The 13,618-nt window shown below is 65.5% G+C and carries 14 protein-coding genes and 1 tRNA gene; 6 read left to right on the forward strand and 9 right to left on the reverse strand.

Annotated elements, in window-relative coordinates:
- The first annotated feature begins 48 nt into the window (after positions 1–48).
- The 5 genes from GL300_RS08280 (at position 49) to GL300_RS08300 (ending at position 3,755) form a co-directional block, all read left to right on the forward strand.
- A complete protein-coding gene (locus GL300_RS08280; RefSeq protein ID WP_155039121.1) occupies positions 49–498 on the forward strand; it encodes an RrF2 family transcriptional regulator in 450 nt (149 codons plus the stop codon).
- A 155-nt stretch (positions 499–653) separates the two neighbouring features.
- Positions 654–1,505, forward strand: coding sequence for a shikimate dehydrogenase (locus GL300_RS08285; protein ID WP_155039122.1), 852 nt, complete (start codon positions 654–656; stop codon positions 1,503–1,505).
- A complete protein-coding gene (coaE, locus tag GL300_RS08290) occupies positions 1,502–2,098 on the forward strand; it encodes a dephospho-CoA kinase (RefSeq protein WP_155039123.1) in 597 nt (198 codons plus the stop codon). The genes GL300_RS08285 and coaE overlap by 4 nt, the downstream gene beginning before the upstream one ends.
- Positions 2,091–2,798, forward strand: coding sequence for a DNA polymerase III subunit epsilon (gene dnaQ / locus GL300_RS08295; RefSeq protein WP_155039124.1), 708 nt, complete (start codon positions 2,091–2,093; stop codon positions 2,796–2,798). Before coaE ends, dnaQ begins: the two co-directional genes overlap by 8 nt.
- A 75-nt stretch (positions 2,799–2,873) precedes the next feature.
- Positions 2,874–3,755 carry a YihY/virulence factor BrkB family protein gene (locus tag GL300_RS08300; RefSeq protein WP_155039125.1) on the forward strand — a complete coding sequence of 294 codons (882 nt, stop codon included), beginning with the start codon at positions 2,874–2,876 and terminating at the stop codon, positions 3,753–3,755.
- On the opposite strand, the gene GL300_RS08305 is transcribed toward GL300_RS08300, so the two are convergent.
- Genes GL300_RS08305 through GL300_RS08315 form a run of 3 tightly spaced genes read right to left on the reverse strand, consistent with a single transcriptional unit; the run spans position 3,752 to position 6,283 of the window.
- Positions 3,752–5,530 (reverse strand): sensor histidine kinase, encoded by a 1,779-nt coding sequence (locus GL300_RS08305; RefSeq protein ID WP_343042942.1) that lies wholly within the window; start codon positions 5,528–5,530, stop codon positions 3,752–3,754. The genes GL300_RS08300 and GL300_RS08305 overlap by 4 nt on opposite strands.
- Before the next feature lie 12 nt (positions 5,531–5,542).
- The gene (locus tag GL300_RS08310; protein WP_155039126.1) at positions 5,543–6,130 is read right to left on the reverse strand and encodes an RNA polymerase sigma factor; all 588 of its coding nucleotides are present in this window, start codon (positions 6,128–6,130) and stop codon (positions 5,543–5,545) included.
- Positions 6,131–6,136: 6 nt separating this feature from the next.
- Positions 6,137–6,283, reverse strand: coding sequence for a NepR family anti-sigma factor (locus GL300_RS08315; protein WP_155039127.1), 147 nt, complete (start codon positions 6,281–6,283; stop codon positions 6,137–6,139).
- 93 nt (positions 6,284–6,376) lie between these two features.
- On the opposite strand from GL300_RS08315, the gene GL300_RS08320 reads away from it, so the two are divergent.
- Positions 6,377–7,180 (forward strand): response regulator, encoded by an 804-nt coding sequence (locus tag GL300_RS08320; protein WP_155039128.1) that lies wholly within the window; start codon positions 6,377–6,379, stop codon positions 7,178–7,180.
- 39 nt (positions 7,181–7,219) lie between these two features.
- Here the strand turns inward: GL300_RS08320 and GL300_RS08325 are convergent, their stop codons facing one another.
- From GL300_RS08325 to fdhE, 6 genes are all read right to left on the reverse strand, one after another.
- The gene (locus tag GL300_RS08325; RefSeq protein WP_155039129.1) at positions 7,220–8,176 is read right to left on the reverse strand and encodes an NAD(P)H-dependent flavin oxidoreductase; all 957 of its coding nucleotides are present in this window, start codon (positions 8,174–8,176) and stop codon (positions 7,220–7,222) included.
- Positions 8,177–8,266: 90 nt separating this feature from the next.
- Entirely contained in the window at positions 8,267–9,319 is a 1,053-nt protein-coding gene (locus GL300_RS08330) for an aldo/keto reductase (RefSeq protein WP_155039130.1), read from the reverse strand.
- A gap of 17 nt (positions 9,320–9,336) precedes the next feature.
- Positions 9,337–9,432: transfer RNA gene (locus tag GL300_RS08335), tRNA-Sec, on the reverse strand.
- Positions 9,433–9,439: 7 nt separating this feature from the next.
- The gene (selB, locus tag GL300_RS08340) at positions 9,440–11,365 is read right to left on the reverse strand and encodes a selenocysteine-specific translation elongation factor (RefSeq protein ID WP_155039131.1); all 1,926 of its coding nucleotides are present in this window, start codon (positions 11,363–11,365) and stop codon (positions 9,440–9,442) included.
- On the reverse strand, positions 11,362–12,699 hold the full coding sequence (selA, locus tag GL300_RS08345) for an L-seryl-tRNA(Sec) selenium transferase (RefSeq protein ID WP_155039132.1): 1,338 nt from the start codon (positions 12,697–12,699) through the stop codon (positions 11,362–11,364). The genes selB and selA overlap by 4 nt, the downstream gene beginning before the upstream one ends.
- Positions 12,699–13,607 (reverse strand): formate dehydrogenase accessory protein FdhE, encoded by a 909-nt coding sequence (fdhE, locus tag GL300_RS08350; RefSeq protein ID WP_155039133.1) that lies wholly within the window; start codon positions 13,605–13,607, stop codon positions 12,699–12,701. Before fdhE ends, selA begins: the two co-directional genes overlap by 1 nt.
- Between the last annotated feature and the right edge of the window lie 11 nt (positions 13,608–13,618).

Below are 13,618 nucleotides of genomic sequence, written 5' to 3' on the forward strand. Positions count from 1 at the left end.
ATCCGTGAAATGATTGCAACCCCGCCCGGTCGTGATTATTGATTTTCCATGATCTCGCAGAAAACCAAATACGCCATCAAGGCGCTGATCGCGCTTGCCGATGAGGTCGCCGCCGGTGGCAGCGCTCTGACGATCGAAGAGATCGCAACGAGGTCCGGTGCGCCCAAGCGTTTTCTGGAACATATCATGCTGGAATTGCGCAATGCGGGCTATGTCGGCTCGCGGCGCGGGCGGGCCGGCGGCTATGTGCTGATCAAGCAGCCCAAGGAAATCTCGATCGGCGAATTGCTGCGTCAGGTCGATGGGCCGATCGCGCCCTTGCCCTGCCTGTCGCGGCGTTCCTACCAGCGCTGCGAGGATTGCGAGGACGAGGCCAGCTGCCGCCTGCGCAAGATGTTCGGGCAGGTGTTCTGGTCCTATCTGCTGCTGATCGAATCCCTGACGCTGGACGATCTGGTCGCCGAGGGCGGCCTGCCGGAAATGGGCGGCGTTTCGTAACCAAGCCTGCGAAAAGGTTGCCTTTCTGCCATGCCGACGCGGCTGTGATCGGCGGGCCGCTTGACCGGCGCTGATCGGGGCGGCACTGCTTTGCGACAGGATCGCCCCGAGGGCGGCTGCCCCGACACCGCGTTTAGAAAGTAGCTGTTTCGATCATGCCGGATTCTCAGCCCCACGCCCCCCGCCATGTCCCCATTGCCGGAGTTCTTGGCTGGCCCATTGCCCATTCCCGCTCGCCCCGGTTGCACGGCCATTGGCTGCAACGCTACGGGATCGACGGCCATTACATCCCGATTCCCGTCATGCCCGAGCATCTGGCCGAGGTGCTGCGCGCCATGCCCCGCATGGGCTTTGTCGGCGCCAACGTGACCATCCCGCATAAGGAAAGCGTGCTGGCCCTGGCCGATGTCGTCACCGACCGCGCCGCGCTGATCGGGGCGGCAAACACGCTGATCTTCCGCTCGGACGGCAAGATCCATGCCGACAATACCGATGGCTACGGTTTCATCGCCAATATCCGCCAGCACGCGCCGGGCTGGATTCCCGATCTGGGACCGGCGGCGCTGATCGGGGCCGGGGGGGCCGCGCGGGCCGTCGTCGCCTCGCTGCTGGAAAGTGGCGTGACAGAACTGCGCATCGCCAACCGCACCCGTATCCGGGCCGAGCAGATCCGGGCCGAATTCGGTGCCCGCGTCGTCGTCTATGACTGGGCGCAGGCCGGCAACATGCTGGAAGGCGCGATCACGGTCGTCAACGCCACCTCGATGGGCATGGACGGCAAGCCGCCGCTGCGAGTGCCGCTGGATGCGCTGGCGCCGGGCACGCTTGTCACCGATCTGGTCTATACGCCGCTGATGACGCCCTTCCTGCTGGAAGCGCAGGCCCGCGGCTGCGAGATCGTGGACGGGCTGGGCATGCTGCTGCATCAGGCCGCGCCGGGCTTTGAGCGCTGGTTCGGTCACCGCCCCGAGGTCGATGACGATCTGCGCCGGGCCGTTCTGGGATGAGCTATCTGCTGGGCCTGACCGGCAGCATCGGCATGGGGAAATCCACCGCTGCCGCGATGTTCGCCGAACTGGGCCATCCGGTCTGGGATGCCGATGCTGCCGTCCACCGGCTTTATGCGCCGGGCGGTGCGGCCGTGGCCAAGGTCGCCTCGGCCTTTCCGGGCGCGTGGAAGGATGGCGGCATCGACCGGGCGGCGCTGAAATCGGCGCTGGCCGCCGACCCGTCGGGTTTCGCCCGGCTTGAGGCGATCGTTCATCCTTTGGTCGCCGCCGACCGGGCAGATTTCATTGCCCGGCATGCGGGTGCGCCGATCATCGTGCTGGATATTCCGCTGCTTTACGAAAACGGCAGTCAGGCCGGGATGGACGGGGTGGCGGTGGTTTCCGCCCCTGCCGAGATCCAGCGGGCACGGGTGCTGGCGCGTCCCGGCATGACCGAAGAGGCATTCCAGATGATCCTGTCGCGGCAGGTGCCGGATGCGGAAAAGCGCCGCCTTGCCGATTGGGTGATCCCCTCGGACACGATGGACGCTGCACGGGCAGCGATCATGGACATCTGCGCCCGGATCGTGGCAGGAAGCCCCCATGCGTGAGATCGTTCTGGATACCGAGACCACCGGCTTTGACCCGACCACCGGCGACCGCATCGTCGAGATCGGCGCGGTCGAGCTGATGAACCACCTGCCCACCGGGCAGGTTTTCCATGTCTACATCAACCCCGAACGCTCGATGCCGAATGAGGCCTTCGAGGTGCACGGGTTGGGCGACGACTTCCTGCGCGACAAGCCGAAATTCGCGGAAATCGCCGGGGATTTCGTCAGCTTCATCGGCGACGACGCCAAGCTGGTCATCCACAACGCCCAGTTCGACATGAAATTCCTGAATTTCGAGCTGACCCGGCTGGGCCATCCCGCCATGCCTTATTCGCGCGCCGTCGACACGCTGGAACTGGCGCGCAAGAAATTTCCGGGCGCGCAGAACTCGCTGGACGCGCTGTGCCGGCGGTTCCGCATCGACAACTCGAACCGGACGCTGCACGGCGCGCTTCTGGACAGCGAATTGCTGGCCGAGGTCTATCTGGCGCTGCGTGGCGGGCGGCAACCGGGGCTGGTTCTGGAAACAGCGGCTGCTGCCGCCCAGAGCGGGTCCGGCGTTTCCGGTCAGGGCGGCCCGCGCGGCGCGCGTCCGCGCCCGCTTGCCCCCCGCCTGTCCGGGGCCGAGGCCGAAGCCCATGCCGCCTTCGTGGCCAAGCTGGGCGACAAGGCGGTGTGGCTGCGCTACCTCGGGCCGTAAAGCGCGGGCCTTCGGGCTTGCACAACCTTTCGCGCCTGTCGCAAGCTGTGCCCTCGAAGGGAAGGGAAGCGGCACTTGCTGAAGGATTGGTGGCAATTCACCCTCGCGCTGTTCGAGCGGATGGACAAGATCCACATGAGCCTGATCGCGGCGGGTGTGGCCTTCTATGCGCTGTTCGCGGTGTTTCCGGGGCTTGCGGCGTTATTCGCGCTGTGGGGCCTGTGGTACGACCCGCAGCTGATTGAACAGTATATCCTGCACACAGCCGATGAATTCATCCCCTCGGGCGCGGCGGATATCATCTATGGCCAAATCAACGAACTGATCGCGGCTGGACCCACGCAACTTGGCTGGACCACGGTGATTTCCTTCCTGATCGCCACGATCTCGGCGCGGGCGGGGGTCGATGCGCTGATCCGGGGGCTGAATGCCGCCAATGGCGTGCGCTCGCATTCGACGATCATGGGATTCCTGCTGGCCTATGTGCTGACGCTGGTCATTGTCGGCGTCGTCATCCTGGGGCTGGCGCTGATCATCGTCGTGCCCTTGATGCTGAACTTCCTGCCCGATGTGCCGCTGCGGGCGTGGATGCTGGGTTCGATCCCGTGGATCGCGATCTTTGTCATCGTGCTTCTGGTGATCGGGATCATGTATCGCTATGGCCCGAACGTGAAAACGCCCCGGACGGCGATCTTCACCTGGGGCTCGCTTTTCGCGGCGCTGGCATGGGCGCTGGCCTCCTATGCGTTCTCGGCCTATCTGGCCAGCTTTCACAGCTACAACCGCATCTATGGCTCGATCGGCGCGGTGATCGCGCTGCTGATGTGGTTCTATCTGGGCGGCTTCTCGGTGATGCTGGGGGCAATCATCAATCTGGAACTGGCCCGCCACCGCCGCGTCGCCGCCGCCCGCAAGCTGCGCAAGGCCGCCCGCGAAGACACCACACCCAAGAACTAGTGCTGCGAACCCGGACGCGCGGCCGAGGTCAGAACCACATCGGCCATGGCAGCGGGGCGGCGCTGGACGGGCTCGACCCGGAAATGCAGCCGCATGCTGAAGCGCCCGGCGCTGTGGTCGAATTCGGTCCGGCCCTCAAGCTGGCTGGCAAAGGCGTCGATCAACTGGCTGCCCAGCCCGGTCCCTTCGGCCATCGGGGCATCGCCGGTCGAATTCTCGACCTCAAGCACGGCCTCGGTCGGGCTTTCACTGCGCAGCGTCATGCGCACCCATGGCGGACGCCCATCCCCGCCCGAACCGGAATATTTCAGCGCATTGGTAAAGGCCTCGGTCGCCAGCAGCGACAGCGGCACGGCCTGATCGGGCATCAGAACCAAGGGTTGCAGATCGGTTTCCACCCGCAGTCCGGTCCCCGGCCCGACCGAGGCGTTCACCATCTGGTTGATGATGTCCATCAGCAGCCGGTCGGCCTCGACCGAATCCAGATGCTCGGCCTGATAGAGGTTGCGATAGATCGTCGCCAGCGACGCCACCCGGTCCTGCACTGAGCGCAGCACCCGCTTGGCATCGTCATGGTCGATCACCCGGATCTGCATGTTGATGATCGAGGCGATCAGTTGCAGGTTGTTCTTGACCCGGTGATGGACCTCTTTCAGCAGCACGGTCTTTTCGTTGACCGCGGCCTCCATCGCGTCCTCGTCGCGGATCAGGATGCGCGCCATGTTGTGGAACGTCGCGCTCATGTCGCCGATTTCGGTGGGCGCGTCCTTGAGGATCGGCGGCGGAGCCGAGCGGTCGCCGATGGCGAAGCGGCGCATCTGGCCGCGCAGCTCGCGGATATGGCGCAGCACCAGCCGGTAGACCGCGAAATAGGCCACCGAGAGCGAGGCCGCCCACAGGATCAGCGGCAGGACCAGCGCGGTGCGCCGCGTCTTGTCGATGCCGGCAATACCCGATTCCGAGCGCGTCCATGACCCCATCGCATAGACCAGCCCCGGCACCACCGGCACGACGCTGAAGATCCGCCGTTCGCCCTGCGCCGAATAGTCGCTGAAGGTAGTCTCGCTGCGCGACAGCAGCGAGGGCAGCGACTTGTCGCGCGGCAGCAGGTCGGAAAGCGAGGCTTTGCCATCCTGCCCGCCGGACAGGATCTGGCCCAGATTGTTGAAGGTCAGCACCTGCACGCTGTCGCCGCCCAGACCCGCGACATGGGTCGAGCGCAGCATGTCGTGCGACATGGCGACGCCGATGTAGCCCAGCAGTTCCGCCCCGCGATACAGCGGCTGGATCACGATGACCGAGGATTCGCCGTCTTCGCTGCCGATCATGCTGGTGGTGACCAGCGTGCCCGGACTTTCGACGAAATGCTTGAAGGCCGGGTCCTGCGTCATGTCATGCACCCCCGGCACCGAGGAGCATTCGCTGGTCCCGTCCAGCCGGGTGAAGCCCGCATAAGCAAAGTTCACCGTGCGCTGGACAAAGCTGCGCATGATGTCGGCGCAGGCGCGGGGGTTGTCCATCGTCTCGAGCACAGCCGGACCCAGCGCATCGGCGGTGCCAAGCGCGCCCTGCAGCAGCGCGCGTTCGCCCGCCGCTGCCGTGGCCGTCCGCCCCAGCAGTGCAATCTCGGCCGAGCGTTCATATTCGCGCGACAGATGCAGGGTCTGGATGACCGAAATCAGCCCGATCGGCAGGATCGCCAGCGACAAAAGCCCACCAAGGCGAAAACCCAGCCCCTTGGGGAACTCCCAGCCATCCAGCAATCCGCGCAGCACGAGACGCCGCCCCTAGCGTGAGACGGGGTGGTTTTGCGCCATGACGGCCAGCGTCGCGCGATCCGTCATCTCAAGCTCTTCGCCCGCTTCCAGCTTGAGAAGCTCTGCCAGACGCTTGCGGCCGCGATTGGCCCGCGACTTGACCGTGCCCACGGCGACCCCGGTCATGCCGGCGGCCTCCTCATAGGAAAAGCCCGAGGCCCCAACCAGAATCAGCGCCTCGCGCTGTTCGTCGGGAAGCTGCTGGAAGGCGACACGGAAATCGTTCAGCGCCAGCCGCCCGTCATGCTCGGGGCGGGTCGCCTGACGCGCGGCATGGATGCCGTCGCTGTCGCTGACCTCGCGCCGGGTCTTGCGGCGGGCGGAATAAAAGGTGTTGCGCAGGATGGTGAACAACCACGCCCGCAGGTTCGTTCCGGGCTGGAACTTGTCGATATGGGTCCATGCCTTGACGATTGTGTCCTGCACCAGATCGTCGGCAGACGCGCCCTCTCGGGTCAGCGACAGCGCAAAAGCGCGCAGGGCGGGAAGGTGATCCACGATCTCGTTTCGGGGGTCAGGATGGCCCGAAGCACGCGCCGTCTTGGCGTCCTTTGTCATGCGGGGCTACTCCTGCTCGCGCAATTTATCGAGCAATTCCAGAAACCTGTCGGGAACCTTCTGGGTGGTGTCCTGCTCATATACGCGTTTCAGGTTTTCATCGATTTGCTGTTCGATGGCGACCTTTCTGCGTTCCTCACGCCTTGTCTTCATTTTTAAGTTATTCCCGAAATTCTTGTGCGCACAGTTTGCAACGGATACGTATCCAATCAAGTTCCCTGTGAATATTGCATTTTTGAGGACGACATGAACGCAGCAGACCTGGCACAATCCATCAGCCGCGAGTTGCCCTATCTGCGTCGCTATGCGCGGGCGCTGACCGGAAGCCAGTCCGCCGGGGATAATTACGCGGCAGCGACACTTGAAGCCATCCTCAGCGATCGCAGCCTGATGGACGGGGCCGAGGCACGGGTGTGCCTGTTCCGCACCTTCCACGCGATCTGGCAAAGCTCGGGCCAGCCGGTCCATGCCGAGCCTCAGTCGCAGCACGAAGCCCGTGCCCAGACGCATCTGCGCGGCCTGACCCCCAACTCGCGCGAGGCATTGCTGCTGCGCACGATCGAGGAACAGCGCTACGACCAGATCGCGCAGATCATGCAGATCTCGCAGGAAGAGGCCGAAGAGCTGGTGCAGATCGCGCTGGAGGAGATGGGCCAGTCGCTGACCGGCAAGGTCATGGTCATCGAGGATGAAACCATCATCGCCATGGACCTCAAGGGCATCGTGCAAGCGATGGGCCACGAGGTTACCGGTATCGCCCGCACCCATAAGCAGGCGATCGAGCTGGCGCATGACAAGCGCCCCGAACTGATCCTGGCCGATATCCAGCTGGCCGATGGCTCATCCGGCGTCGAGGCGGTGAACGAACTGCTGGGCGATCTGGGCGACCTGCCGGTGATCTTCATCACCGCCTTCCCGGAGCGGCTGCTGACCGGCGACCGGCCGGAACCGGCCTTCCTGATCTCGAAACCCTATTCCGAGGAGCAGGTGCGCTCGGCGGTCAGTCAGGCAATGTTCTTTGCCTCGACCGAGGGGCTCAGCACCGTCTGAGACGACAAGGCCGGGATGGTGACATCCCGGCCCTTTTCTTTACATGGCGGCGACGGCCTGCTTGGCCTGCGCATACTCCGCGGCCAGCCGGTCGATCATCGCGGTCGCGGTCGCGATCCCGCGCACCGCGCCGATGCCCTGACCCGAACCCCAGATCTTGCTCCAGGCCTTGGCGCCGCCGAAATCCATGCTGGAAGGATCAGCACTGGCCAGCGCCGCCGGGTCCAGCCCGGCATTGCGGATCGAGGGGGCAAGGTAGTTGCCGTGGACTCCGGTGAACAGGCTGGAGTTCACGATATCCTCGGCACCGCTATCGACGATCATTTGCTTGTATTCTGGCTGGGCGTTGGCCTCGGACGTGGCGATGAACGGGCTGCCGATATAGGCCAGGTCCGCACCCATCACCTGCGCCGCCAGCACCGCACGCCCCGTGGCGATCGAGCCGGACAGCAGCAGCGGCCCGTCGAACCATTCGCGGATTTCCTGAATCAGCGCAAAGGGCGACTGGCTGCCCGCATGACCGCCCGCACCGGCAGCGACGGCGATCAGCCCGTCCGCACCCTTTTCGATGGCCTTGCGGGCGAAGGTGTTGTTGATCACGTCATGCAGGGCGATGCCGCCGCAATCATGGGCGGCGGCGTTCACCTCGGGGCGGGCGCCAAGGCTGGTGATCCAGATCGGTACGCGGTGGCGGTGGCAGATCTCGATGTCACGCTCCAGCCGGGCATTGGAACGATGCACGATCTGGTTCACCGCAAAGGGTGCAGCGGGGCGGTCGGGATTGGCCTGATTGTGGCGGTCCAGTTCCTCGGTGATGCGGGTCAGCCAGGCGTCCAGCAGGACCGGCTCACCCTCTTTCTCACGCGCGTTCAACGCCGGGAAACTGCCGACGATACCCGCCTTGCATTGCGCGATGACCAGATCCGGCCCCGAGACGATGAACATGGGCGAGGCCATGACGGGAATGCGCAGATTGGCAAGAATGGGCGGCAGCATGACGGATCCTCCGGTGGTCAGCATCGGCGGCAGGTTGCACAAGCCGCACGATGCTGCCAACGGTTCCGTGGCGTCGGTATCCTGCCGCGACTAGTAGGGCATCGGCATGTCGCGATGCAGCCGGTCGATGCGGCGCAGCGCCTCGTCCGACAGGACCAGATCGATTCCCTTCAGCAGATGCTCCAGCTGGTCCCGATTGGTCGCACCGATGATCGGGATGCAGGCAAAGGGACGCTGCCGAGTAAAGGCCACCGCCATGTGGATCGGGTCCAAACCCAGTTCATGGGCCAGCGCATGATAGGCCGCGACCACATCGGGGGCGCGCTTGGTGCGACGTCCGCCCAGATCGCCGGGACCGCCATGCGCCTTGTCGACAAAGGCGCGGCTGCCTTCGGGTTCTCCAAGGTGGTATTTGCCGGTCAGCAGCCCCGCCGCCAGCGGTGAATAGGCCAGCAGGGTCACGTCCTCATTCACGGCGACCTCGGCCATGTCGGTATCGTAAAGCCGGCACATCAGCGAATATTCGTTCTGCACCGTCACCACGCGCGGCGCACCGATGCGCTCGGCCGTGTCGATCCAGCGCGAGGTGCCCCAGGCGGATTCGTTCGACAGGCCAAAGGCGCGGATCTTGCCCTCGCGGACGGCGTCACTGACGGCCTCCAGCACATCGGCCATGTGATCCAGCGTCTTTTGCCGATCCTGCTTGCGCGGGTCATAGCGCCAGTTCTGGCGGAAGGCGTAGCTGCCCCGGACCGGCCAATGCAGCTGATAGACATCGATGTAATCGGTCCGCAGACGCTTCAACGATGCGTCGATGGTCTGGTGGATGGTCTTGCCGTCATAGCCATGCAGGCGCACCTTGTCGCTGGGCCCGGCGACCTTGGTCGCGATCTCGACCTTGTCGCGCCCGCCGCGATCCGACAGCCACGCGCCGATGATTTCCTCGGTCCGGCCGACAGTTTCACGCTCGACCGGGTTCACCGGATACATTTCGGCTGTGTCGAGGAAGGTGATGCCGGCTTCCAGCGCCATGTCCATCTGGCCATGTGCATCGGCCATCCCGGTCTGGTTGCCAAAGGTCATGGTCCCCAGCGACACGGCACTGACCGAGACGTCGCTGTTTCCAAGCGTCACACGTTGCATCGAAACCCTTTCAGTATTGGCGGAAGAGAATGGGAGTCGAACCCACCCGGGACAGGCTCGCTGCCCCAACCGGATTTGAAGTCCGGCCGCCCCACCGGGGACGATTCTCTTCCAAATGGCTCATCCGTCCGACCCGCCCGGCGTGAACTGGTCGATCCGGTGCGGATTGATGCGCCGCAAATCGCCCCGCCGCAAGGTTAGACCGAGCCTGTCGAAGAAGTCGAGGATCTGGATTGCCACCTTGCGTCCGTTCTGCACGCGGTCGCGAAACTCGGGCGCGGTGAACCAGCCATCCGTGGTCTGCGCGGCCACGTCACGGATGATGGCGACCATTTCCACAGTGGTGGCGCGGGCAAAAAAATGATCATGCGCGATCTGGTCGATCCGGCCCTGCCGCGCGGCCATGCGCAGGATGCGGCGTATCTCGGGCTCGTCTACGCCAAGCTCGGTGGCGAAGTCGCGGACGCGGGGCGGGCGAAAGCGTTCCTCGCCGGTCAGATGTGGCAGGATGCGGGCAAGGATGTCCTCATCCGCGTCCGAGAGGCGCGGCAGGTGGCCGGGCAGGCGGATGAAGGCCCCGTCCAGCGCGATGTGACCGGCGTCAGCCTCAGTACGGATGAAGCTTCCGAAATCGGGCTTCGGCAGGCGGGGGGACAGGACCAACCGCAGCCTTTCGCGCCCCAGCCCCTGCAAGTCGGCGTTGTCGCGGTGAAACTCGGCCAAGGCATCCTGCATCTGCTGGCGCAAGGCGGCCAGCCCCTGCGGTGCCAGCGCCTGCGAGGTGTCCGCGATGATGACAAGGCCAGAGGCGGTCAGCGCGGTATCAAGCTGCTGGGGCGACATTGCCCGGTCACGAGCGAAACCGCCCAGATCGACCAGACCGCTGTCCCCCAGCGCCGCCAGGGCAGCCACAGGGTCAGGCAGGGACATGGCCCGCAGGGCCGCGATCCGCTCGGGACGCGCGCGGCGGCGGGAGGGCGCGCGCAGATCGACGATGTGCCCACCACCGATGGTGCGCCGGGCGGACACGTCGCGCAGAATGAAACGGTCGCCCACCGTGGCAGCCAGCGGGCGGTCCAGAACGATCTGAGCCAACCCCTCGGCACCGGGGGCCAGATCGCCTTCCAGCGGGACGATACGCGCGCCAAGCTCGGCCGCGCCGACATGCAGCCGGGCCGGAAACCATGTCGACAGGGGCTTGGGTTCAGAGTCCAGCGTGTGCAGAACCACGTCCATGCGTTCGGTCGGCGCGTGCAGAACCGGGTCCAAGGCCATGTCGCCGCGCGCGATGACCTCGCGTGTGATCTGGTCGCCCGACAGGTTCAGGGCGCAGCGCTGGCCCGCCAGACCGTGATCGGCCTTGCGGTTCTGGGCATGGATGCCGCGCACCCGCGCCGACAGGCCCGAGGGGCTGAGGGTGATCTGATCCCCGACCGCAACCCGCCCTGACAGCACTGTCCCGGTCACCACCGTGCCCGCCCCGGCTAGGGTAAAGCTGCGGTCGACGGCCATGCGAAAGCGCGCATCCGCTGCGCGGGCGGTCGTGGCCGCCTCGGCCTTGGCAAGCTCGACCCGCAGGATCTCGACCCCCGCGCCAGTCAGCGATGAGACCGGCAGCACGGGCGCGCGCGCCAGTCCGGTCGCGGCTAGCATGTCGTCGATGTCAGCAGTCAGCCCGGCAATGCGCTCTGCATCGGCAAGGTCGGATTTCGTCAGCGCGACGATGCCGCGGGTGATGCCCAGCAGATTGAGGATCGCCAGATGCTCGCGCGTTTGCGGCATGATCCCGTCATCGGCGGCGACAACCAGCAGGGCCAGATCGATGCCGCCCGCACCCGCCAGCATGGTATGGACGAATTTCTCATGCCCCGGCACATCGACAAAGCCGGTGATCGCGCCGCCGCCCAGATCGGCATAGGCAAAGCCCAGATCGATGGTAATGCCGCGGGCCTTTTCCTCGGCCAGACGGTCGGCATCGATGCCGGTCAGGGCGCGGACCAGCGCGGTCTTGCCATGGTCGATATGACCAGCCGTGCCGACGATCATCCCGAGATGGCAGCCAGCAGCGCCGCGTCGTCGGGCAGGCAGCGCAGGTCAAGGATCAGCTCATCATTATGGATGCGGCCGATGATCGGGGTGGAAAGCCCGCGCAGGCGCTCGGCCAAGGCCTCGGGCGAGGGGCCAAGTGCCAGCCCGGCGCTGGGAATGGTTTCGGTGGGCAGCGCGCCCGAGCCGATCTGGCTGGCGCAATCGGTGACGCGGACCCGGCAGCCCAGTTTCGCGGCGACGCGCGGGGCCAGACGTTCGGCCTGCGCGCGGATCTCGGGCTCGGGGCGGGCAAGCAGACGCAACGTGGGCAGGCGGTCGGCCAGCCGGTCAGGGTCGCGATACAGGCGCAGCGTGGCCTCGGTCGCAGCTATACGGATCTTGTCCATGCGGACGGCGCGCTTCAGCGGATTCCTGTTGATGGCGGTTATGATCTCGCGCTTGCCGACAATGAACCCCGCCTGCGGGCCGCCCAGCAGCTTGTCGCCGGAAAAGGTCACGACATCGGCACCCTCGGCCACCGCCTCGGCCACGGTGGGTTCGGGTTTCAGACCCCAGCGCCGCAGATCGACCAATGTGCCCGAACCCAGATCGTTGACCAAGGGCAGACCGGCCTGATGTGCCATCAAAGCCAGTTCGGGGGCGGACACTTCCTTGGTGAAGCCCTCGATCCGGTAGTTCGAGGTATGGACCTTCATCAGCAAACCGGTGTCCGGACCGATCGCCTGAAGGTAATCCTTGGCATGGGTGCGGTTGGTGGTGCCCACCTCACGCAGGATGCAACCGGCCTGCTCCATGATCGCGGGCATCCGGAAGGCACCGCCGATCTCGATCAGCTCCCCGCGCGAGACGATGGCCTCGCGGCCCTTGGCCAGCGTGTTCAGGACGATCAGCACGGCCGAGGCATTGTTGTTGACGACGGTCGCGTCCTCGGCCCCGGTCAATTCGCAAAGAAGCCCGCGCAGGTGGCTGTCACGTTCGCCGCGACCGCCACTATCCAGATCGAATTCCAGCGCGGCGGGGGCGCGCATCGCGGCAACGGCGGCCTCGATGGCGGATTCGGCCAGCAGGGCGCGGCCCAGATTGGTGTGCAGGACGGTTCCGGTCAGGTTCAGGACCGGGCGCAGCCGCGACTGTGCCTCGGAGGCCATCGACTTGACCACCCGGATCAGGATTTCCCGCGCATCGGGCAGCGGATCGGGGCGGTTGGCGCGGATCGTCGCCAGCTCGGCACGCAGCGCAACCGTCACCGCCGGGCGGCCATGGGTCTGGATCAGCGGGCCGCAATCGGCCAGCAACCTGTCGACCGAGGGCAGGGACCGCAGGTCGGACATCAATAGCCCACGAGGAAGGGGTTGTAGCCGCCCCGCTTCCATTCGGTTTCGCCCATCATCAGGTCCAGACCAAGGCTCGCCACGTCATCGGCGATGGGCTCCAGCGTCGGGTTCTTGTTCTGATAAAGAATCTTCACCCAGCGCGCGCATTCGCGACAGATCTCGGCCTTGACGGTGGCCTCATCGGTTTCGACCGAGCGATAGGTGATACCCTTGGTCGAACCGCAGCAGGTGCAGCGGACCCGCACCTCGTTCCACAGCGTCTGGCAGGTCGCGCAGGAGCAATAGCGCGCGCCCTCGGCCCCCATGTTTTCGGTAACCATGCTGACGGCGGCGCGACCACCGCAGGCCGGGCAGGCGCCGACATGGATCGGGACCAGTTGTTCCACGTGAAGCCCTGCAGCCAGCATCGCGGCATGGACCTGAAGGGCGGCGGCGGCGAACAGGTGCGGGGCGACGCTGTCCTCGGGGATCTGGTCGGTCAGGACATTGGTCATTACCCAGTCCAGATCCTCGGGCTCGGCGGATTGCAGGGCCTGCAGCGCCAGACGGCCCGGTTCGGGCATTTCGACATCGGCCAGCATGTCGCACAGCTTGGGCAGGATCAGCGCCAGCCCCGCGCGCATGTCGTTGCGATCCAGAGGCGGCATGCGCGAGGAGCGCGCCAATGCGATACGTTCGGGCGACAAAGGCTCGGGGCGCGGCAATTCGCGGGCCAGTTCGGCCTGCGCCAGCGCCACTTCACCCAGGAAACGCAGATAGGGGGCAAGGTTCGGGCTGTATTCGGCCAGAAACTCGAAACGCTCGGCCCTTGTGGTGAAAAGCGCCTCGGGATCGGGCAGGCGCGCCAAGGGGACCTTGGCTACGCCGCCGATCATCGAAGGGTCGGGTTTGGGATCGGAAGTCATCTTGTCCTTTG

This window comes from Paracoccus litorisediminis, from assembly GCF_009711205.1.
Lineage (GTDB): Bacteria > Pseudomonadota > Alphaproteobacteria > Rhodobacterales > Rhodobacteraceae > Paracoccus > Paracoccus litorisediminis.